21 protein-coding genes are annotated in these 20,983 nt (G+C 61.3%); 12 read left to right on the top strand and 9 right to left on the bottom strand.

The annotated features are described in order from the left end of the window. Position 1: 1 nt before the first annotated feature. The 5 genes from NW851_RS08750 to NW851_RS08730 are packed head-to-tail and all read left to right on the top strand — an operon-like array spanning position 2 to position 4,591. The gene (locus NW851_RS08750; protein ID WP_414337858.1) at positions 2 to 901 is read left to right on the top strand and encodes a glycine betaine ABC transporter substrate-binding protein; all 900 of its coding nucleotides are present in this window, start codon (positions 2 to 4) and stop codon (positions 899 to 901) included. 20 nt (positions 902 to 921) lie between these two features. Beyond that, positions 922 to 1,890 carry an ABC transporter ATP-binding protein gene (locus tag NW851_RS08745; RefSeq protein ID WP_414337856.1) on the top strand — a complete coding sequence of 323 codons (969 nt, stop codon included), beginning with the start codon at positions 922 to 924 and terminating at the stop codon, positions 1,888 to 1,890. Continuing rightward, positions 1,887 to 2,504, top strand: a complete 618-nt coding sequence (locus tag NW851_RS08740; protein ID WP_414334363.1) for an ABC transporter permease — start codon at positions 1,887 to 1,889, stop codon at positions 2,502 to 2,504. Before NW851_RS08745 ends, NW851_RS08740 begins: the two co-directional genes overlap by 4 nt. A gap of 57 nt (positions 2,505 to 2,561) precedes the next feature. Continuing rightward, on the top strand, positions 2,562 to 3,944 hold the full coding sequence (locus NW851_RS08735; protein ID WP_414334361.1) for a sigma-70 family RNA polymerase sigma factor: 1,383 nt from the start codon (positions 2,562 to 2,564) through the stop codon (positions 3,942 to 3,944). Between the two features lie 8 nt (positions 3,945 to 3,952). Continuing rightward, complete coding sequence (locus tag NW851_RS08730) at positions 3,953 to 4,591, top strand: VanW family protein (RefSeq protein ID WP_414334359.1); 639 nt, start codon at positions 3,953 to 3,955, stop codon at positions 4,589 to 4,591. Between the two features lie 251 nt (positions 4,592 to 4,842). On the opposite strand, the gene tilS is transcribed toward NW851_RS08730, so the two are convergent. Further along, positions 4,843 to 5,868 (bottom strand): tRNA lysidine(34) synthetase TilS, encoded by a 1,026-nt coding sequence (tilS, locus tag NW851_RS08725; RefSeq protein ID WP_414337850.1) that lies wholly within the window; start codon positions 5,866 to 5,868, stop codon positions 4,843 to 4,845. 39 nt (positions 5,869 to 5,907) lie between these two features. Then, complete coding sequence (hrcA, locus tag NW851_RS08720) at positions 5,908 to 7,035, bottom strand: heat-inducible transcriptional repressor HrcA (protein WP_414334355.1); 1,128 nt, start codon at positions 7,033 to 7,035, stop codon at positions 5,908 to 5,910. A 343-nt stretch (positions 7,036 to 7,378) separates the two neighbouring features. On the opposite strand from hrcA, the gene NW851_RS08715 reads away from it, so the two are divergent. The 3 genes from NW851_RS08715 to NW851_RS08705 all read left to right on the top strand — a co-directional run bounded on the left by NW851_RS08715 (position 7,379) and on the right by NW851_RS08705 (position 8,520). Continuing rightward, positions 7,379 to 7,681, top strand: a complete 303-nt coding sequence (locus NW851_RS08715; protein WP_414334353.1) for an urease subunit gamma — start codon at positions 7,379 to 7,381, stop codon at positions 7,679 to 7,681. Positions 7,682 to 7,780: 99 nt separating this feature from the next. Further along, positions 7,781 to 8,140 carry an urease subunit beta gene (locus NW851_RS08710; protein ID WP_414334374.1) on the top strand — a complete coding sequence of 120 codons (360 nt, stop codon included), beginning with the start codon at positions 7,781 to 7,783 and terminating at the stop codon, positions 8,138 to 8,140. Between the two features lie 128 nt (positions 8,141 to 8,268). Further along, complete coding sequence (locus NW851_RS08705; RefSeq protein WP_414334351.1) at positions 8,269 to 8,520, top strand: hypothetical protein; 252 nt, start codon at positions 8,269 to 8,271, stop codon at positions 8,518 to 8,520. 141 nt (positions 8,521 to 8,661) lie between these two features. Here the strand turns inward: NW851_RS08705 and NW851_RS08700 are convergent, their stop codons facing one another. Both NW851_RS08700 and NW851_RS08695 read right to left on the bottom strand, forming a co-directional pair. Beyond that, entirely contained in the window at positions 8,662 to 11,061 is a 2,400-nt protein-coding gene (locus NW851_RS08700; protein ID WP_414337845.1) for an endonuclease MutS2, read from the bottom strand. Positions 11,062 to 11,086: 25 nt separating this feature from the next. Beyond that, positions 11,087 to 11,251: a hypothetical protein gene (locus tag NW851_RS08695; RefSeq protein ID WP_414334347.1), complete on the bottom strand. Its 165-nt coding sequence runs from the start codon at positions 11,249 to 11,251 to the stop codon at positions 11,087 to 11,089. A gap of 168 nt (positions 11,252 to 11,419) precedes the next feature. Here NW851_RS08695 and NW851_RS08690 point away from each other — a divergent pair, with 168 nt between their 5' ends. The 4 genes from NW851_RS08690 (at position 11,420) to NW851_RS08675 (ending at position 13,337) form a co-directional block, all read left to right on the top strand. After that, complete coding sequence (locus tag NW851_RS08690; RefSeq protein ID WP_414334372.1) at positions 11,420 to 11,824, top strand: NIL domain-containing protein; 405 nt, start codon at positions 11,420 to 11,422, stop codon at positions 11,822 to 11,824. Between the two features lie 99 nt (positions 11,825 to 11,923). Beyond that, on the top strand, positions 11,924 to 12,145 hold the full coding sequence (gene ndhL / locus NW851_RS08685) for an NAD(P)H-quinone oxidoreductase subunit L (RefSeq protein ID WP_414334345.1): 222 nt from the start codon (positions 11,924 to 11,926) through the stop codon (positions 12,143 to 12,145). A 27-nt stretch (positions 12,146 to 12,172) separates the two neighbouring features. Beyond that, the gene (locus NW851_RS08680; protein ID WP_414334343.1) at positions 12,173 to 12,508 is read left to right on the top strand and encodes a DUF3007 family protein; all 336 of its coding nucleotides are present in this window, start codon (positions 12,173 to 12,175) and stop codon (positions 12,506 to 12,508) included. Positions 12,509 to 12,716: 208 nt separating this feature from the next. After that, the gene (locus tag NW851_RS08675) at positions 12,717 to 13,337 is read left to right on the top strand and encodes a response regulator (protein ID WP_414337841.1); all 621 of its coding nucleotides are present in this window, start codon (positions 12,717 to 12,719) and stop codon (positions 13,335 to 13,337) included. Here the strand turns inward: NW851_RS08675 and NW851_RS08670 are convergent. The 5 genes from NW851_RS08670 to NW851_RS08650 form a co-directional block, all read right to left on the bottom strand. Continuing rightward, a complete protein-coding gene (locus tag NW851_RS08670; protein ID WP_414334339.1) occupies positions 13,317 to 14,369 on the bottom strand; it encodes a sensor histidine kinase in 1,053 nt (350 codons plus the stop codon). The two genes, NW851_RS08675 and NW851_RS08670, sit on opposite strands and share 21 nt — an antisense overlap. Before the next feature lie 631 nt (positions 14,370 to 15,000). Beyond that, positions 15,001 to 15,729: a DUF2993 domain-containing protein gene (locus NW851_RS08665; RefSeq protein WP_414334337.1), complete on the bottom strand. Its 729-nt coding sequence runs from the start codon at positions 15,727 to 15,729 to the stop codon at positions 15,001 to 15,003. Between the two features lie 119 nt (positions 15,730 to 15,848). Beyond that, positions 15,849 to 17,867 carry a magnesium chelatase ATPase subunit D gene (gene bchD, locus NW851_RS08660; protein WP_414337836.1) on the bottom strand — a complete coding sequence of 673 codons (2,019 nt, stop codon included), beginning with the start codon at positions 17,865 to 17,867 and terminating at the stop codon, positions 15,849 to 15,851. A gap of 326 nt (positions 17,868 to 18,193) precedes the next feature. Then, on the bottom strand, positions 18,194 to 19,636 hold the full coding sequence (locus NW851_RS08655) for a gamma-aminobutyraldehyde dehydrogenase (RefSeq protein ID WP_414336129.1): 1,443 nt from the start codon (positions 19,634 to 19,636) through the stop codon (positions 18,194 to 18,196). A gap of 160 nt (positions 19,637 to 19,796) precedes the next feature. Continuing rightward, positions 19,797 to 20,354 (bottom strand): CHRD domain-containing protein, encoded by a 558-nt coding sequence (locus NW851_RS08650; protein ID WP_414337833.1) that lies wholly within the window; start codon positions 20,352 to 20,354, stop codon positions 19,797 to 19,799. Between the last annotated feature and the right edge of the window lie 629 nt (positions 20,355 to 20,983).

The raw sequence follows: 20,983 nt of genomic DNA, 5'->3' as shown, positions 1-20,983 counted from the left end.
CATGCTCAAAACCACTCGTCGCCTGGCTCTGCTGGCCCTCTCGGGGCTGGCCGCCCTTGTTCTTGCCCCTCAAGCGGGCCTTGCCAAACCGATTGTGGTCGGCTCTAAGGACTTCACCGAGCAGTTTATCTTGGGGGAAATGTACGCCTTGGCTCTGGAGGCGGCGGGGTTGGCGGTGGAGCGCAAGCTCAACCTGGGGGGAACGCCGGTGGCCCATGCCGGCCTGCTGAGCGGCGAGATCGATCTCTACCCGGAGTACACCGGCACCGGCCTGCTGACGGTGCTCAAGCTGCCCAGCAGCAGCGACCCGGCCCAGGTATACGCGACGGTGGCCCGCGAGTACGAGCGCCAGTTCCAATTGGTTTGGCTGGATCCGGCCCCCATGAACAACACCCAGGCCCTGGCCATGACCCGCGCCAGAGCGGCGGAGCTGGGCATCACTACCCTCTCAGACATGGTGGCCAGAGCAGGCGAGCTGGTGATGATCGGGCCGCCGGAGTTTCAAGCCCGCGAAGACGGCCTGCCGGGACTGCGAGCGGTCTACGGCAACTTTCGCCTCAAAGCCTACAAGGCGGTGGATCCCGGCCTGCGCTACCAGGGCTTGGTCAATGGGGAGGCGGATGTGGCGGTGGCCTTTGGCACTGACGGGGAAATTGCCGCCTTTGACCTGGTGGTGCTCAAGGACGACAAGCAGCTTTTCCCCCCTTACCAGGTGGCGCCGGTGGTGCGCAAAGATACCCTGGAGGCCAACCCCGGCATCGCCACTGCTTTGAACGCCCTTGCTCCGTTGCTGACGGACGAGGTGATGCAGCGGCTGAACTACGAGGTGAGCGGCAAGCGCAAGGAGCCGGCAGAGGTGGCGAGATCCTTCTTGGTGGAGGCCGGTATTTTGAAGAAATAGCCGTTGCCTGAGGCCCCGGCGTGAGCACCCTTGAATTCGAGCGGGTATCGCTGCGCTTCCCCCACAGTTCCCGTCCGGCTGTGGAGGAGTGCAGTTTTTCTGTGGCCTCAGGCCAGTTGGTGGTCATCCTCGGCCCTTCCGGCTGCGGCAAAACCACCCTTCTGAAGATGGTGAACCGGCTGCTGGAGCCCGCCCAAGGACAGATTCGCCTGGATGGGCAGGATATCCGCCACTTTCCGGTGACGGCGCTGCGCCAGCGCATCGGCTATGTCATCCAGCAGGTGGGGTTGTTTCCCCACATGACGGTGGCCCAGAATGTGGCGGTGGTGCCGCGACTTTTGGGCTGGCCAAGGGAGCGCATCCGCGAGCGAGTGGACGAGCTGCTCAGCTTGGTCAACTTGCCCCCCCAAGAATACCGACGTCGCTACCCGGCTCAACTCTCAGGCGGCCAACAGCAGCGGGTGGGGCTGGCGCGGGCGCTGGCCGGGGATCCGGATCTGCTGCTGATGGACGAACCCTTTGGGGCCCTCGACGCCATCACCCGTAGCAAGCTACAAGATGAGATCCTGCGCCTGCAGCGGCGACTGAGAAAGACCATCCTCTTCGTCTCCCACGACGTGGAAGAGGCGCTGCGCCTGGCAGATCGCATCTTGGTGATGCAGCAGGGGCGAGTGGTGCAGTTCGATACTCCCTTTCGACTGCTCACCCAGCCGGCCACCCCCTTTGTCAGAGAGCTATTGGGGGCAGACGACATGGTGCGGCAACTGAGCGTGCTGCGGGTGGAAACGGCGATGGAGCGGATCCCGCACAACCACCAGATCCAGGAGGGGGCGGTGGTAAAGCCCCACGAAACCCTACGGCGGGCCTTGTCGCTGCTGCTGCGCACAGGGGCGGCGGCTCTCACGGTGTGGGAAGACGGGCGGGCTATCGGCATCGTTACCCTGGATCACATCCGCCATCTGGCCATGCTGGAGGGGGGATCCGCATGAGCTACCTTCTCCGCCATCCCGGCTTGGTGTGGCAGCTTACCCAAGAGCACCTAGCAATGGTGGCGACGGCCTTGGGGATTGCGCTGGTGCTGGCGCTGCCGTTGGCTTTGCTGGTTCACCACGTGCGCTGGCTAGCTCTACCGCTGATGGGGATCCTCAGCATCCTGTACACGGTGCCCAGCCTGGCTCTAATCATTTTGTTGATCCCTTGGTTCGGGCTCAATGCCCGCTCGGTGGTGGTGGCGATGGTGCTCTACTCGCAGGTGATCTTGGTGCGCCACCTGTACGTGGGTTTGCAATCAGTGGAGCCGGCTCTTCTGGAGGCAGCCAAGGGTCTGGGGATGAACCTCTGGCAGCGGTGGTGGCAGGTGCAGCTACCCCTGATGCTGCCGGTTGCCCTGGCCGGCTTGCGGCTGGCGGCAATTGTGGCCATTGCCATTGCCACGGTGGGGGCCAAGTTTGGGGCAGGGGGGCTGGGCACCCTGCTTTTTGAGGGCATTGCCCAGGCCGGTCGCTACGACAAAATCTGGGCTGGATCTCTAGCGGTGGGATCCCTGGCCTTGCTGGTGAACACGGCTCTGCTGGGGCTGGAGTGGGCGGCTCGCCGCGGCTGAGGGGATAGGCTTTCATCAGGTCTATCTTCGTTTCTGTGGGACGACGCTGGGTGTAGCATGGCTGAGCAACCAAGGACTCCGTCTCCCTGGCGCGAGCGGGTGAGGGATTGGCCATCCCGCAGCGATGTGGAGCTGATGGAAGCGCTCACAGCAGGGCATTCTGTTGCCCTGGCTGTACTCTACGATCGCTATGCCGGCTTGATCTGTGGGCTGGCCCTTAAGATCCTGGGCCATGCGGCCGAGGCGGAAGATCTGACTCAGGCGGTGTTTGTCGAACTGTGGCACAAGCCCGACTATGATCCGCGGCAGGGATCCGTGAGCAGTTTTTTGTGTGCGTTGACCCGTTCGCGAGCCATTGAGCGTCTGCGCTCCCAGGATAGCCATCAACGTTTTTTGAAACACTGGCAACCCCTGCTCGCCGCCGATGGCAGTGCTCCGATCCCTTTTGAGCAGCTCTCCCTCGAGGAGCGACGGCAAGCGGTGCAGGAGGCCCTCAGCCAACTGCCGGAAAGCCAACGGCAGGTTCTCGAGCTGCTCTACTACCAGGGGTTGAGCCAGGCGGACATTGCCCAACACTGGGGGATCCCGCTGGAGGCGGTTAAAGCCCGCACTCGCCAGGCCCTCTGCAAGTTGCGGGAATCGCTCTCCTTGGAGTTAAGTTCTGGGTCTGAAGCCGCCTCGCCCCCTTCATCAGAAGCACAGGAAGAACTGGCCGGCTATCTGCTGGGGGACTTGTCTCCTGAACAGGCAAGCGCCCTGGAGGCACGCCTAACCCAAGACCCGCGGTTGCTGGCAGAGTTGCAGGCCCTGCAAGAAACCCTGCATCTGCTGCCCTATGGGTTGCCAGGGGTGATTCCGCCGGCCAGCTTGCGGGGCAAGGTGATGGCAGAGGCGGGCATTGAGGAGGCGCTGACCCCTCTTCAGCCGGCACTGTCCTCTCTGGGGTTCGGTCGCCTCACGGCTGAGTGGCGCTGGGTAGGGGGCTTGGCGGCAGGGGCCTTGGCTTTGCTGGTTTTCGACAACTGGCGACTGCGGCAGGCGCTGCAACTGGCCCGGCTAGAATCGGTGCAGACATTGTCCCATCTCTTGCAACAGCCGGGATCCCGTCTGGTGAACTTGCAGGGAGAGGTGGGGTCGGCCAACCTGCTGTTGCGCCCAGGAGAGTGGCAGGAGGTGGTCTTGGCGGCAAGGGATCTGCCCCAACCGGCCCCTGGAGAGCGTTACCACCTCTGGCTCAAGCTGGACGACGGCGAGATCCTCCACTGCGGCACCTTTCAGGTGGATGCCCAGGGATCCGCGCTTGTGGCCTTGCGCCCGCCACACCCGCTGCCAGAGGGCGCCCGCCCCCAAGAGGTGCTGGTTACGGCCCAAGCCGCTGCCGTCCCTCGCCAACCCCAGGGTGAGGTTCTCTTGAAAGCCAAGGTGTCTTGGGAAAAGTGAAAGGGAAGATGCGGGGATTGGCTTTGTCGGTGGGGTTGGCCCTGCTGGCTCTGTGGTGGACGGATCCCACCCCAACCACCCTGAGCCGATACACCACTTCCTTGCAGGAGCGCACTCCCTCGCAGCTCCACAACATTCGCCAGGCTGCCCAAAGCCTGGATGGGGTTTACATTCAGCCAAGGGCAGTTTTTTCTTTCAACCAGGTGGTAGGGCCGCGCACCCTCGAGCGGGGCTATCTGCCTGCGCCGGTATTCATGGTGGCCGAAACCCTGGATTCGGTTGGGGGCGGGATCTGTCAAGTCTCCTCCAGCCTATACAACGCTGCTCTGCTGGCGGGGCTGGAAGTGGTGGAAAGGCACCCCCATTACCGCCCCGTGGAGTCGGTGCCCCCCGGCCTGGATGCCACCGTTTGGTACGGCTTGGCCGACCTCAAGCTGCGCAACCCCTTCCCTTGGCCGGTGCGCCTGCGCCTTCAGATCCGCGGCCAAAATCTCATCGTGTCGGTGCTGGGACGGGGATCCCGCCACGCCCTCCAGATCTCCCCCATCCGCGTGGAGCAGCAGCGGCTGGATCCCCAGCATTTGCAGGTGAGCGTCTATCGCGGCAACAAGCTCCTCTCCCAGGATCGCTATGTCCTGGATCCCTAGAAAGACCGTCTTAGCCCACCCCTCAGGAGCCCATCCCAGGCCACCTCAACAGCAGCACCGGGATCCTTGTAAAGCTTTATACCCAAAATTCAGCGACAGGGTCGGCGACAACCCTCAAACCCTGATTCTTCCGTTGATCCGGTCGATCCCTTGCTGGGCAAGGGTTTCAGGCCCCTCGGCGACAAAAAGTGAGGGGAAATTGCAGCCCAAAACGAGACCCTGTCGATCTGGGCCCCTGGATTGGGTAAGGGCTATAGTCGGGGAGAGTTGCTTCCTTTCGGGGAAGTGGAATTAATGGAAACAAAACAAATGTGATCCTCTTTCACTTCTAGCCAGCTCCCACCTGGATAGTCGGGGCTGCGGCTGCCGCGGCCTGCTTTTAAGAGCTGGATCCCGGCTTCCACCTGATCAAAGGTGGGGTGGTGGGGCAGCACCAGGGACAAAAATCGGAACATCACCTGTCGCTGCAGGGCTAAGGGGGCGGCCCGCAAGGGATCCCGTCGCAGCCCTGGCAAAGTGGGCTCATACACCTGCGCCCAGAGCTGATCTGCCTGGGCTACCACCAGCTCGTGTTCTGCTTGTAGCAGCGTGACAGCTCGGTTCAGAGCCACTTCCAGTTGGGGGTTAAAGTGTTGCTTCAGGTAGGGCATCACCTCTAGGCGGAGGCGGTTGCGGCCATGGGCCAGATCTTGGTTGCTGCGATCCGGCCAGACCGGCAACTGGTGCTGCCGGCAAAATTGCTCGGTTTCCCAACGAAAAAGGCCCAGCAGGGGGCGCACCAACCGGGCAGAGGTGGGATCCCGCTCGTCCAGGCGGCGCTGCCAATCTAGGCTGCTCAGCCCGGCGGCTCCTGTCCCCCGCAGCAAATTCCACAACAACGTCTCTGCGCGATCGCTGGCCGTATGCCCCATCACCACGGCGCTGCACTCCCAAATGCGGGCCCATTTGTCCAACTGTTGGTAGCGCCAAGCCCTGGCCCCTGCCTCATCTCGGCGGATGGGATCCGCAGTTGCAACGGCATGGATTAGCCCCTGCTGCTGCAGCCATCGCTGCAAAAAGCGGGCACACTCCGTTTCGTCCGCCGACCAACGGTGATCACAATGCAGGACAAACAGCTTCCAGTCCCAGCGAGGCTGCAGATCCCGCAGGATCTGGAGCAGGCAAAAGGAATCTTGACCGCCGGAAAAAGCCACCAGCAAGCGCTCGCCGGGGTGAAGAAGCTGCCGCTGCCGGATGGCGTGTTGTACCCGCAGGTGAAAAGAAGAGAGCCTGGTCACAGCTTGCTATTGCTCGGGTGCAGCCCAGACCCTGCCCCCCTAAGCAAGAGACCGAGTCAGGTGAGAGGCCACCGCCTGCACAGCCGCAATGCTGCGCTCGTAGGCCATTCGGGTCGGCCCCAGCAAGGTGACAGTACCCAGAGGAGCCGAGCGGCGGTGGTAAGTGGCAGCGATAACCGTACAGTGGTGCAAAGACTCCAGCGGGTTCTCGCTGCCGATGTAGATGATCACCGGGATATTGCGGTCGGGCTGTCCTGAATCGTTCCCCCTTGAGCCCCCATCGGTCAAATGGAGCCCAATCATTCCCTGGAGTTGCTCCGCCCCTTCCTCGATCAACTGCATCACCGCCTGCACCTGCCGGGCTTGGGAAAACTCCGGTTGACGCATCAGCTCTGTCATGCCGGCACTGAACACCTGCCCGAGAGATGGCCGCAGATAGCGTTGTACCACCGAGCGCAGCAGTTGCTGCAGCCAATGGCTGTAGGCGCGAAACTCTTCATCCAGCTTCAGCCAGCTCAAATCCTGCAACTCGGCAAAAGTCTTGCCCCGCAGCTTCAGGGTGAGGAAGTTGCTGAGCAATCGCAATTCATCTTCCAGATCCTCTTGGCAGTCGCTGGGCCACTCGGGTGGGCTGACCAAGGCCGAATGGGTTTGATAAGAATCGGTAACCACCAACACCATCACCCGCCCTGGCGCCACCGACACCAACTGCACGTGGTGAATGGCCACCACCGGCCCCTGGGGTGGGGTGATCAGAGCAATGCAGCCGCTCAGATGGGCCAAAAGCTGGGCCACCCTCTGGAGAAGACTGTCCAGGTCGTCGCCCAGCTCGCGGCCAAGCTGATCCAGCAACTGCTGCAGAGCAGGATGGGGATCCGGCTGAGGAGCATCGCAGGGGATCCCATCCATGTTGGCAGAGGTCAACAGATCGTTCACATAGACCCGATAGCCAAAGTCGGAAGGAACCCGCCCGGCGGAGGTGTGGGGCTGAAACAGTAACCCAACCTGCTCAAGGGTGGCCAAGTCGTTACGAATGGTGGCCGTGCTCACCCCAAAGTTATAGGACTGAGCCAAGGTTTTGGAACCGACAGGTTCAGCCGTCGCAATGTAGCTGCGCACCGTCGCCCAGAGAATCTTGCGCTGTCTGGGAGTCAGTTCGAGTTTCATAGCTCATCAAAAGAACCTAGTCAATCCATATCAAAGGAAACTGCTAAACAAAGCCGGTAAATTGCTCCAAGATAAATCAACTCAGGGCCGAGATACAAATCTAAACAAACCTTGACGACTACTACACCTATTTATCTATTGTTACTCTTTCAGGAGAGGCTGCCCAGGAAGGAAGATGCAACATCGGGTACCGAGACCGTCAGTGCTGGAGAAGGGCGGGTGGTTCCTCATACAACTTGGGAGCCTCTTGTTGGCCCAGAGGTGGTATAAGTTAAATCAACTCTAGGCTAACGTGGCGCCCTGCCGTCTCTTCTGTATCGTTTTGTATCTTTGAGGTGACCTCATGTACCTGTCTCCCCAGGAGAAAGACAAGTTGTTGATCTACCTGGCGGCCCAGTTGGCTCGGGATCGGCGGCAGCGAGGCCTCAAACTCAACTACCCCGAGGCGGTGGCCTACCTGAGCGCAGCCGTTTTGGAGGGGGCACGGGAAGGGAAAACGGTTGCCCAGTTGATGAGCGAGGGGCTAACCTGGCTGAGCCGAGAGGACGTGATGCCTGGGATCCCGGAGATGATCCCGGAAATTCAAGTGGAGGCCACCTTCCCCGACGGAACCAAGCTGGTGACCCTGCACCACCCCATTCGCTAGCTGCTTTCTAAGGATCCCCCAACGACTCACAGACTTCAGGAGGTTGCCACCATGGCTCGCCAACCCAAAACCCCGCCTGCTGCGGACCCTGCACCGGTTCTGATCCCGGGGGAGCTGCTGCTGGCAGAGGATCCCATCCAAGCCAATGTCGGACGGGCCAGCGTGACCCTGGAGGTGACCAACCGAGGGGATCGGCCCATTCAGGTGGGATCCCATTTTCACTTTTTCGAGGTGAACCGGGCTCTGGTGTTCGATCGCGCCGCCAGCTTTGGCATGCGCCTCAACATTCCTTCCGGCCAAGCGGTGCGCTTTGAGCCGGGGCAAACCCATCGGGTGACGCTGGTGGCTTTGGGAGGCAAGGGGCTGGTGCACGGCTTCAATCGGCTCACAGAAGGTACGGTAAGCTCTGCTGCCCAAAAGCGGCTGGCTCTGGCGCGGTTGCAGGCGTGGCTGGGCTAGGCCTGGACATAACGCCCCCCGAAGTATGCAGCTTTGGGCATCTGGGCTGAGGCTTGGCCATATCCCCACCTCGCCTCAGATCCAGGAGAGTAGGGCTATCCAATTCTTCCGTTTCTAGGAGCCGGCCAATGTCGGAGCGCGAGACCGTCTGGTGGATGTGGGTGCAAGGCTTGGGGCTCAATCTTTCGGGGTTGGCGCTGCTGGCTGCAGCAGGCGCTGCCTTTGGCCCTCTCAGTTGGACAAGTATGACGGTGGCGGTGATGTTGAAGCTCATCGGGGATAGCCAACTGCTGCGGGGCTACTGGCTTTGGCAAAGCCGGCGGCAACAGGTGGGATCCCAGCCCGTCGGCTCGGCAGCAGCGCTCCAAAGTCAAGTTTGAACGGTTACCAAACAGCCTGGTCGTGGATCTTCAGCTCCCCTCTCCCCCTGAGGGAGAGGGGGCGGGGAGCGCTTGGGCCAGCGGCAAAGTGTCTTAACCTTGTTGGAAACGACCGTAAGTGAGTTTGAAACAGCCCAACCCTCACCGCAAGTGGGCCACGGTCGCGCCGGTGCCGCCGTCTTGGGGATCCGCTGGGGCAAACCTCTGGACGCGGGGGTGATTTTGTAAGTAAGCTTGTACGCCGGCCCGCAAGCGCCCGGTGCCGTGGCCGTGGATGATCCAGACAGGGCCGGGGGGAGCTTGGGCAAAGTGCTGTTCCAGAATGGCCTCGGCATCGGCCACGGTTTTCCCCCGCAGATCGAGGGTGTTCTGGCTGCTGCGCAGGTTGAGGGGAGCGGTGGCTGCTGGGGCGGGAGGTGGGGCCTTGGGGCGTTGGCGCTGCTGGGCCTGCTGCTCGTCAATGGGATCCAACTGCTCCCGCGGCACCGTGAATTTGAGGATGCCGCTGCGCACCACATACACATCCCCTGTGACGGCGATCACCTCTCCCGTCTGCCCCAGGCCTCTCAGCCGCACCCGATCCCCCACCTCTGGCACAAACTCCCTATCCGCAGGCGGCGGCGAGGGAGAGTAGCGCTGCTGGATTTGCGCCAGCTCGGCCGTGATGCGCTGGGGATCCTCTCCCTGCTGCAATTTGCGGATGGCGGCGGCCACTTCCTGACGGGCGGCAGCCAACAGGGCTTGCAGACCTTGGTTTTGCTTGTGCTCCAGTTGGGCTTCCCGCTCGGCCATTTGGCGGCTGCGCTGCTGCATTTGCTGATATAAGCTCTCCAGCTCTCGATGCAGGGCTCCCACCTGGGCTGCCCGCGCTTCCAATTGGGCCCGCTGCGCTTCCAGCCCGGCAATCACCTGATCCACCTGGCTTTCTCCCTGCAGGTGCTGCTGGGCCCGTTGCAGGATCTCGGGATCCAGGTGCAGCCGTCGGGCGATGGCCAAGGCATTGGAGCGACCGGGGATCCCCCACAACAGGCGATAGGTGGGGGCCAGGGTGGTCTCGTCAAACTCCACCGAAGCATTTTCAAAGCCGGGATGTTGGTACTTCAGGGCCTTCAGCTCGCCGTAGTGGGTGGTGGCCAAGGTGAGCAACGCCTTTTCCGAGAGATACTCCAACAGCCCAGCCGCCAGGGCGGCGCCTTCTGTGGGATCCGTGCCCGCCCCCACCTCATCCAGCAGGACAAGGGCCGGCGCCGGGTCGGACTGCAGAACCCGCACCATGCGGCTGATGCGGTGGATGTGCCCCGAAAAGGTGGAGAGATTTTGTTGCAGGGATTGCTCGTCGCCGATGTCGGCATAAACGCCATCGAACCAGGGCAGTTGGGGCGGATCCTGAGCCGGCAGGAAGATCCCCGCCTTGGCCATCAGCGCCAACAGCCCCAAGGTTTTCAAGGCAACGGTTTTGCCGCCGGTGTTGGGGCCGGTGATAACCACGACACGAATGGACTCCGAGAGGGTGAAGTCGATGGGGATCACCTCCGCGCCCTGGCCTTCTGCGCGGCACTGCCACAACAGCAGAGGGTGGCGGGCCTGCCGCAGGCGCAGTCCTGCCGAGACAAACTGGGGGCGATGGCCGTCCAGCCAGAGACTGTAGCGGCCACGGGCCAAGGCCACATCCAGCCCCACCATCACCGCCTGCAGATGCTCCAAATCCTCGGCAACAGATCCCACCTGGGCCGAGAGGGCGGCCAAGATCCGCTCTTCCTCTGCCTGAATCTGAGCTTGGGTTTCCCGCAAGCGGTTGCCCAGTTCCACCACCGCATAGGGCTCCACATAGAGGGTGGCCCCGCTGGCAGAGCTGTCGTGCACAATGCCGCGGATGAGATCCCGCTGGGCGGCCTTCACCATCAGCACAAACCGCCCCTGCCGCTGGCCGATCAGGGTATCCTGTAGCGCCTGGGGGTACTGGCTCATCAACTGTTGCAGGCGCTCTTGGATCTGGCTGCGTTGCTGCCGTTGCTGCCGGCGCAGATCGGCAAGGACGGGGCTGGCACTGTCCCGCACCTCCCCCTGCTCCTCCAGACAGCGAAAGATCTCCTGCTCCAGTTCCGGGTAGGTGCGTAGGTCACTCACCCAAGCCTGCAGGCGGGGCAGACAGTCCTGGTCATCGATCAAACGGCGGATGCGGCGGGCGGATCCTAGAGTTGTAGCAACCTGCACCAGCTCTTCCCCGCTCAGGATCCCTCCCCGTTCGGCTCGTTCCAAGGCCGGCAGCAAGTTGTGGATCCCTGCCATGGAAACTCCGCCCGCCTGCGAGCGATCGAGGCGGATCGCCTCTTCAGTCTGCTCAAGATAGGCTTCGCTGTCGGCGCGACTCTGCCAGGGATCCAGCTCCAAGCAGGCGCGGCGGCCCAGCGGCGTGGCGGCAAAGGTGGCCAAGTGCTGACAGAGGCGGGGCCACTCCAGCAGTTCCAAAGTTTCTTGGCGGAGGGAGGAATCAGGCTGAGAAGAGACCGGAAGAGGGCACAAAGGGTTGGCCGTAGGCATTACTGAACCCATTGGCGATTCCAGATCAACGATTCCGGGAAGAACGGAGCTGCAATCGCTTCATCTCTTGCAAAAACTGCCGCTGATAGTTGAGGAAAGCAGTGTGCCACTCGCGGAAGCGACGCTCGCCATCACGCACCAACATCTGCCGATAGTGCTCGGAGTTGAGGCAGGGCTGGGCCGAGTTCATGGGGATCAACAAAAACGCTCTGATCCCATTGTGACAGGCTGCGGGACGCCCTTCACAGCTTCCGTGGGATCCCGCCTCCCTGCTTCTGCCCATGCAGGACGGGAGGATGCCGCCAGCAGCCTGCCATACTGGAAGAGTCACGGCACCTCAGATACTCAGGCCAAACTCGTGCGCAAACGAGTCACCCTAATCTTTCCCCGCCATTTGGTGAATGTCCCCGTCACCTATCGATTGGCCAAAGATTTTGATGTGGCCGCCAATATTGTGCGCGCCAGGGTAGCCCCCAACGAAGTGGGAACCTTGGTGGTGGAGCTCTCAGGGGACATCGACCAGGTGGAGGCTGGATTGGAGTGGGTACAGTCTCTGGGCATTGAGGTGGCCGAACGGGCCGAGGCAATTCAGATCGACCCCGATTTGTGTGTGGACTGCGGCTTGTGTACCGGAGTCTGCCCCACGGAGGCCCTCAGGATTTCCGCTCCCGACTGGAAACTGGAGTTCTCCCGCAACCGCTGTGTCATGTGCGAACAATGCGTTCCCACCTGCCCTGTTGGGGCGATCAGCGCGAGCCTGTGATCAGTTGGCCGAGTTGCCGACTCCCGCAAGCCGACAAATCCCTTTACAATGCTGTTAGATTTGTTTGACACGGTCAAATAGCTGCGGGACGTACTCGACATGGCTTCTACCCCATCGTTGATTTGGGCAACTTATGCCGGTTTGGCAATACTCTATCTGCTGGTGTTGCCGCTGTTGTCTTTGCTGTATGTGGACAAACGCTGGACTTCGGCTGGCGCTTGGGAAAAGGTGCTGATGTTTTTCTTAGTCTTGTTTTTCTTTCCCGGCATGGTGCTGGTGGCTCCCTTCATGACATTTCGACCCAAGCCTCGGTCGCTGTGAGGCCGGCCATTTGTCGATTACCGGGTCATGCGCAGATTGGATGTTCTTGGCGTCGGCCTAGGCCTGCTGTTGGGGGGCGGCGGCCTCTACGGCCTGCTGCTTTGGGCGGGCTTAGACACGGGGGCTGCGCAGCAGATATCCAGCGTGGTGCTTTTGCTGGCGTGCTTGGGCTGGACTTTGGGCTACCTGAGGCGGGTGCTGCGTGGGGAAATGACCTTGAAGGCTCAGTGGGCCAGCTTCGAAACCCAGCAAATCCAAGAGAAGCTCCATTCGCTCTCTGCGGAAGAGTGGCAGGCCCTACAAGCTGAATTGGCAGCCGAGCCAGAAGGGATCCCTGATGGGGTTGAGCGAGACAAAAATTGAGGCCACCGGACAGGCCGCGCCCAAAAGTTCGCTGGTGGGGCTCCGGGGTGGGCGCCCAGAAGGTTGGGTTTCCACAGCAGCACTTGTATATCCGGTTACTATTTGCTCCTCTTGAGAATGCTACATTACGCTCCGTGCGCGATTCTGACGTATGACGGATCAGCGGGTAGAGCAAGCCTTTAACTTTCCTTCTACATTTTCATCCCCTATGAGCAAAGCCATACTGCTGGCTCAGGGCCAAGCCTCACAAGTTCATCTCTGGAAGTTGGGACTGGAGTCGCAGAGACACTCTGTGGTGCTGGTTTCCCCCTGTGAAGCGTTGCTGGAGGTGGCAACCAGTCAGCCTCTGGATCTGGATCTGATGGTGGTGGACATGACGACGGGGCTGTTTAACCCCTATGCCTTTTGCCGAGAGTGCCAAAGCAAGCTGCCCAATATCCCTGTGATCCTGACTCATTATCCCGGTCGCCACATCGAGCCGGCAGAGCGACGCTGGGCAATTTATCAGGGGGCAGCGGATGTAATCCCTGGCTTGGCCGAGGCCGGGGATATTCTCCACTCCCTCGAGCGAGTTTACGAGGCTGCCAGATGGTTCTGGCCTATTGACACGGAGGCACTCTACAGGGCTCTGGAGCAAGCGGGTTTGTGGCCTGGCAAGGTCAGCCGTACATCCTCTTCCTCCACCCAGGCGCATCCTCCCACTGCCTCTTTACAACCCATCACAGCAGAAGAAAAACCAGGGCAAAAAGACTCGACCCCACAGATGAAGTACCGATTGATGTATCGGGGCCGCCCTGTTGGTGGGGCCTTAACTCAGCACCAGGGCTAGGGTGGCGCCCTGGGATCCCGTCTCGATCAACCGCAAGTCACCCCCGTGGGCTTGCAGGATGCGCTTGGCAATGTACAGTCCCAGACCTCCCGATCCGGTTGGGTAGCGCTGGCCGGCGATGTGGATGGGCTGGGCGATGTAGGGCTGGGCCAGCTCTTCCAGGGGAGCCGGCAGGCCAGGGCCATCATCCCGCACCTGGATCTGGCGAGGGCTGACGGTCAGCACCACCGCATGGCGGGCGTAGCGCAAGGCGTTGTCCACGAGATTCACCAGCGCCCGTTCCAGCTCGGCCTCATCGGCGTTGCCCCAGCCCTCTCCTTCCACGCGCAGGTCGATCCCCCGTTCTTGGGCCAGGGATCCCATGCGTTCGGCCACTCTTCTGGCCAAGGATCCCAGATCGCAAAGACGAGGGTGCAGCTCGATCTCGCCCCGCTCCAGGCGGTGGGCCTCCACCATTTTTTGCACCAGCGCCAGGTTGTGTTGGTTCTCCTCCAGGATGCGATCCAGCAGGGCAAGCCGTTCCCGGGGATCCAACTGCTGCTCCTGCTTGAAGGCGCTCAGCAGATGTCCAAAGGCGATGAGGGGAGTTTTCAAGTCATGCACCAAGGTGGCGATGAAGGCCTCCCGCCGCAACTGGTCGATCTGGATCTGGCGCAGCAAATGGGCAAAAGCCTGCCGCAGGATTAGGGCCTCTTGGGGATCCTGGGTACGAAGCAGCAAATTCCAACGGGCCGGCTGGTTGATCAAGGTTTCTAGGTGGGCCAACTCGCGGGCCAGCAAGGTGAGGGGGCGCAGGATCAAAGAAGACAGGACATAGCCCACCACCGCCGATAGTACCGCCAGCAACGGGATCCACAGCAGCAGCAGAATGATCCCTTCGGCACTAAATTGCGTGTCGGGCCAGATCCACTGCACCGACAGGATGAACACCAAGTTGGGGACAAAGGAAAGGCTGGCAATCACCAGCGCCACCTGCGTGCGCAAGCTGTGGGGAAAGCGGCGACGCCAAAACTCAAGGAGGCGGTGTCTCAAGGGGGAATGGAAGAGAGGCTTAACTTGAATTAGGCCAGAGACCAGCAGAGGGGTCAAGAGGGCCAGCGAAAAACAGGGGCACTCCCAACTGAACTGGGATCCCTGACACCCGATCCCTGCCGGGCAAAGAGTTGCGCCAGGCGCTCTGTCCCAGCCTGAATTCAAATCCAGAGCTGATTGGGACGCCTGGAGTGCTGAGAGAAGTCTTCCAGCCCCTAGGGTTATAGTCGTTTCAAACAGGATTGAGACACTTTGTCGCCAACCCAAGCGCTCCGCGCCGCTACCCTCACCCCCAACCCCTCTCCCAGAGGCGCCCAAGCGCTCCGCGCCGCTCACGCGACCACCCCCAACCCCTCTCCCAGAGGCCCTCACCCCCAACCCCTCTCCCAGAGGGAGAGGGGAGTTAGAACAGCGTTGTGTAGCAACAACGACGTAGAGAAACGTTGCATTGCCATTTGAAATGACTATAAAACCCAGCGGGCCTGGGCATGGGCGCGGCGTCCCCGTCGGGATTGGGATCGCGTGAATAGGCCATGAAAAAACCTCTGGGAGTCTGTCCGTGTTTCGACCCCAGAGGCTTCTTCTCTTCACTCCTCACCACTATTGAGCGTAGCTGCCCGCCGAAAGGTTGTCAAGCATTTTCCCATTGCGGTTGGCGCATGGGAAAGTGCGCCAGGGTGGCGCTGCCGTACAGAACCATCTGCCGGGGCTGTAGGTTCACCCGATCTACCCGCAGCTCCGTACCCCGCAAGGCCAACTGATCCAAGTCCAGAAGCCCATTCAGGTGATCGACCAAGGCCCGGCTCAACGCCAGCTCCGCCTCTGTATCACCCACAAACATCGGATCTGTAAAGCGGATGCGACGCTGCTCCACCACCTCAACCTGGGCGGAAAAACCAACGCGGAGAGACCTGGCCTCTGCTTGCTGTACGTTTGCCTGCAATTCCAGTCGACGCGCCGGAGTGATGGCGATACGAACGTGGTGGAAGGATAGGGATTTGCCATCCTGCCCTACCAAGGCCAGCCTGTTCAGCACAAAAGGCGTGTTGAAGGATTGGGCCAGATCGGCTTCGCTCAGCACCACCCGCATCGTGGCCTGTACCGGCTGGCGCAGCTTGATCTTCCCCTGCCAGATTTGGCTGAAATCAATGGCCACAGCATTGCAAAACAGCTCTAGGGCCGAAAGCCTCAGGCCGTTGTACATCTGCAGGTGCTGGCCCAACAGCTCAAAGCTGTCGATGCGTCCTTGCAACAGCTTGGCGACAGGCTCGACTCGCACACGCGCCTCCAGCCGCTCTACCTGCTTGAAGAGAGCGCGAATGGCTGCGCTCACGCCCCGACTGACCCAGTCAACAGCCATAGGATTCTCAAGGAGCAGTTCCGGCAGGAGTCCTGTAGTCATAGGGCAAGGTGAAGAGCGCCTACAGAGATCATAACCAACCATTAAGAAAAGTTACAAACACCGCCGCGGCTGCTCCTTCAGAGAGAAGTGCGTCCTTCTTGAATGGCCGAGCGGGCCACGGCTGCAATTCCCTGGTCGGTGGCGCGGGGCAGATGAAAGTACCGCCCGCCCGCCAGTTCCGCCAGCTCGGCGCCAAAGCCGGTGGTTACAAAGCGGCTCTGCGAGTCGATGAAAAGCAGCTTCAATCCCAGGGCACGGATGCGCAGGGCGATCTCCCGCAGCTCCTGCTTCAGGTCGATGGGATCGCCTTCGCTGCGTCCCAGGGAGCGGCTGAGGGGGATGTTGCCCCGGCCATCGGTGAGGGCCACCAGCATCACCTGACCCACGTCGCCGCTGGCGCGGGCGTTGACCCCTAGGCGCACCGCTTGGGTGAGGGCATGGGCCAGTGGGGATCCCCCGCCACAGGGCAGGGATTCCAGGCGGCGGCGGGCCAGCTCGATGGAGCGGGTGGGGGGCAGCAGCACTTCGGCAGCCTCGCCACGAAAGGCGATGAGGGCAACCTTGTCGCGGTTTTGGTAGGCCTCGGTCAGCAGGCGCAGGGCGGCGCCTTTGGCCGCTTGCATGCGGTTGAGGGCCATGGAGCCGGAGGCATCCACCACAAAGATCACCAAGGCTCCAGCTTTGCGGGCCAGCTTTTTGGCGCGGATGTCGCCGGGCTCGACGATGACGGCCCGCCCCGGCTGCCGCAGGCGGCGACTTTTCTGGTAGGGGGCAGCAGCCCGCAGGGTGGCATCGACGGCGATGCGGGGGTTGACGCCCTGGGGCAGAATGGGCTTGATGTAACGGCCCCGGTCGGCGCTGAACACCAGGCTGCGGGATCCCGTTTTTCCCTGCTGGTTCAGAGATTGGGCGAAGGCCAAGAGGCGCGGGTCGAGGGCCACCTGCTCAGGATCGAAGAAAAACTCCTGCGGCAGGCTGAGATTTTCCGGCTGGGGATCCGTTTCCTCCTTGTCCTCACCGGCGTTGTCGGGGTCTGGCGGCGGGGGATCCGGCTGTTGCGATTGGGGTGGCGGCGGGGGTTGCTCGGGGTCGTAGCGGGCGCGGGGCAGCAGCACCAGTTGTACCGCCTGTTGTAGATCTTCGGCTACCAGGCGATCCCGTCCCTCCAGCGCGGCCAGGGCACAGGCGGCCCGCAGGGCAAACTGCTCCCCTCGATGGCCTTGGACGTTGCCGCGGATGGCCTCTTGCACCAGGTAGTGGATCTGTTCCCGCCGCGGTTTGACCTGGGGCAGCCACTCCCGCGCCAGGATAATCTGGGTGCGGATTTCCTCCAGTTCCGCCCGGTGTTCCGCCAGAAAAGGGTCGGGGGCATCGCCGAATTGGTTGGCCCGCTGGGCGATCTCCCGCCGTTCCTCCAGGCTCAGCTCCCGCTCCAGCGGCACCACCATGGCCAGGCGATCCAGCAGGTGGGGGCGCAGGGATCCCTCTTCGGGGTTGTAGGTGGCCACCAAGAGAGGCCGGCAGGGGTGCTGCAGGCTTAGCCCTTCCCGTTCCAGGCGGTTTACCCCCTCCCCTACCACCGTCAGCAGCAGGTTGACGATGGCGTCGTCTAAGAGGTTGATGTCGTCCACATAGAGCACGCCCCGGTGGGCGGCGGCCAAGAGCCCCGGTTGGAAAACCGTTTCCCCCTGCCTCACCGAGGCCTCCACATCCACGGATCCCAAGAGCCGATCCTCCGTCACCCCCAAGGGAATCTGGACAAAGGGAGGGGCCATCACCCGGGTGGGGGGCGTTGTTCCCTGGGGGTAGCGGGCCTTGGCCCAGTCTGACCAGGTCTCGGGCCGCACCGGGTCGTCGTTGCAATAGGAGCCGGCAATCACCTCGATAGGAGGCAGCAGGGCGTGGATCCCTCGGGCTAAAACCGACTTGGCCGTGCCCCGTGGCCCCACCAGCACCACCCCTCCCAAGCCGGGATCCACCGCCGCCAACAATAGAGCCAGCTTGGCGGTTTGCTGTCCGACCACGGCGGTAAGAGGGAAGGTGCGGGGAGGGGCCAGGGTTGCAGATCCCGAAGGGGACTTAGGGAGGTGGGTCATCGACGGTTAGATCTTGGCGATCTTTTGAGAATCTTCCCAGATCCAGGGCAGATTGAGAGCTGTACACCCCAGTCTATCGTTTTCAAGCGACGCACCGCTTGCGCGACCGAGATTTCTAGGGACGTTCCCAGACCGCTCTGCTCCCTCACCCCCAGCCCCTCTCCCAGCCCTCACCCCCAGCCCCTCTCCCAAAGGGAGAGGGGAGATTGAGATAGCGCTCCGCGCTGCCGGGGCGAACGAGGCAGCAAAGGGTTTCCGGAAAACTGGAGATGTCCCTGTTGAACTGCTGCTGTTTCGTTTTATGGCTGCTCAGGATGGTCGTAGCTTCAGGGGGTGGCGATCATCACATGCTTGGTAATCTGATAGTCGCGCACCGCCTCGGCGGAAAGATCTTTGCCAAATCCCGATTGTTTGAAGCCGCCATGGGGAGCCTCAGAGGCAATGGGAATGTGGTCGTTGATCCAGACGGTGCCCACCTCCAGCTCAGCGGCTAGTTTCATGGCTCGTCCGATGTCTTGAGTCCACACAGAAGCCGCCAACCCGTATAGGACGTCATTGCCCAGGCGTAGCGCCTCCGCTTCTTCGCGGAACGAGCCGAGCGTGAGAACCGGCCCAAAAACCTCACTCTGCACGATCTCCGCTTTTTGATCGACATTGGCAATCACTGTGGGTTCGTAGTAGTAGCCCCGGTCAAACTGGGAAGGGATCCGCCCGCCGGTCAGCACTTTGGCCCCTTCGGCTTTGGCCCGCTCCACAAATCCCATCACCCGCTCCCGCTGGGCTGCCGAGACCAAAGGACCCATCTCCACCCCCGCCTCAAAAGGGGATCCCAGTGTCACTTTGCGCATCGCCTCCACAATGGCCTCCTGCACCTGCGCCAGCTTGCTCTCGTGCACATAGACGCGGGTGGCTGCCGTACAGTCCTGGCCGGTGTTGAACGTGGCGGCGAAGGCGGCCTTGGCGGCCACGCTTTCCACGTCAGCATCTGCAAAAACCAGGAAGGGCGCTTTCCCCCCCAACTCCAAATGCACCCGCTTCAGGGTATTGGCGGCGGTGCGCATCACCTGCTTGCCGGTGGCGGTAGAGCCGGTAAGGCTGACCATGCGCACCTGCGGGTGCTCCACCAAAGCTTGGCCGGTGGCATTGCCCCCGGTAACAATGTTCACAACCCCCGGCGGGATCCCGGCTTCAGCGATCAGTTCCCCCAACATCAGAGTGGTCAGAGGGGTGGTGGGAGCAGGCTTGAGCACCACCGTACAGCCAGCAGCCAGAGCAGGGCCGATCTTCCAGACGGCCATCAGCAGCGGGTAGTTCCAGGGGGTAATTTGCGCGCACACCCCCACCGGCTCTTTGCGAAATAGCGAGGTGTAACCCTTGGCGTATTCTCCGGCGCTGAAGCCATGGATGTCGCGGGCGGCGGCAGCGAAGAAACGCAGATTGTCGACCGCAAACGGCAAATCTCCCCCCAAGCTCACCAGCTCGTAGGGCTTGCCGGTGTTTTCCGACTCTACACGTGCCAATTCGGCGGCGCGAGCTTCGATGAGATCCGCCAATTTCCAGAGGGCCAGGGAGCGCTCGCCAGGCGTGAGTTTCGACCAACGGCCATCGTAAAAGGCCGTCTGGGCAGCCTGCACCGCCCGATCCACATCGGCCGGGCTGGCATCCACCACCTCTGCTAGTTCCTCGCCAGTAGCCGGGTTCTCGATGGTCATCAAGCCCCCCCCTTGGCTATCGACCCATTGGCCGTCGATCCAGAGTTTGTAGGCCATAGCGATGTCCTCAACTGCTTGGTAAGGGTGAAATGGCTTTCCCCATTGTGCCGAATCTTCTTGAGTTGACCAGAAAAAAGGCAGCGCAAGCCCCAGCATTTGCGCCAAATGCTTTAGATGCTCCGCACCGCTTAGGCGGCTGAGAAGTCGCCTTCAAGATTTAGCGAGGGAAAACCACCTGGGCCCGCAACTCGCCGGGAGGGTTGGCCTGCGTATGGATGTTGATGTAGTAGGCCCCGGCCAAGAAGCTGGAGACCTGCTCAGGGGTGAGTTGGGCCTCTAGCGGGAAGTTCCCCGATTGATTGTCGGGATTGGGCAACATGTTCAGGACAAAGACGACCGGGCCTGTGGCCTGGGCGAAAGATTGTCCCGGCTGGGGCTGGGCCAGGTGAATGTGGCCGGGGCCAAAATTGGCGATCGGCAAAAGTGGGGTCGTGAGATTCGTAAAACTCCCCTGGACAGATAGAGTACGGGCGGTCTGGTTTAAAGTGACAACAGCACTGCCGCTGGCGGAGCTGGGCACCGCTACCGGCGGTACTTCGGCAGCAGGAGATAGGGTCAAGGTAGCCGTAGAGACTACAGCTCCCGGCGCAGGGGTTACCGAGCTGCCGCTCCCGCAGCCGCTGAGAAACAAGGCAGCAGCCAGGCAAACACCCCAAAAAGCTGTGCAGACAAAACGAAGCCGAAAGGCTGAATCCAGCAAAAACGTCAACAACATGGAAAAAGCTCCTCGGTCGGAGAACAAGCCATCTCAAATACGGAGCAGGCCCAGCTTCGGATTCACCCTTGGAGAACAAGATCACGATCGCCTGAGGAGTTACCCCTGTTTCTCAAGCCGTCTTCCTCTCGAGGGGCTTCCCAAGAGGTTGAAGCAGCCTAGCTGCTGAGGGGCGGAGGGCCGAAGATGGCCAAGCTCCAAGGCTCTCCCTCGCCAAACTTTCCCAGGCCAGGTTCGCTGATCTGTGTGTTTAAAGGGTTCCCAACCCCTTGACAGGAGGCCAAAACTTACATTGCAAGCATAGCGGGCACAGCCAAACAACTGGGCTAAGTTTGGCCTCTATTGGTCTGTAGGGTAAAGACTGTACTTGCACCGGGCTTTCATGAGCTCAAGTTAAGTTGGCATGTCTATGCCAGCCCATAGAACTAAGGGAAGAACGCAGCAGTATTTCCAGCTTACAGGCGCATTTGGTGTTTGTTACTACAGCCCTACAACAAAGCTACTTTGTGGAGTCCAAGCTACAGCCTGTTAATTTAAAATAGGGTACAGGTATTCAAGAGGAAGGAGAGAAGGGAATGCCAACCCATTCTTTGGATCTAAGGCAAAGAGTTGTAGCAGCTTATCAGGCA

The sequence above is a fragment of the Synechococcus sp. H55.7 genome, from assembly GCF_047462395.1.
GTDB lineage: Bacteria > Cyanobacteriota > Cyanobacteriia > Thermostichales > Thermostichaceae > Thermostichus.
This window is presented reverse-complemented; position numbering and strand designations above follow the sequence as displayed.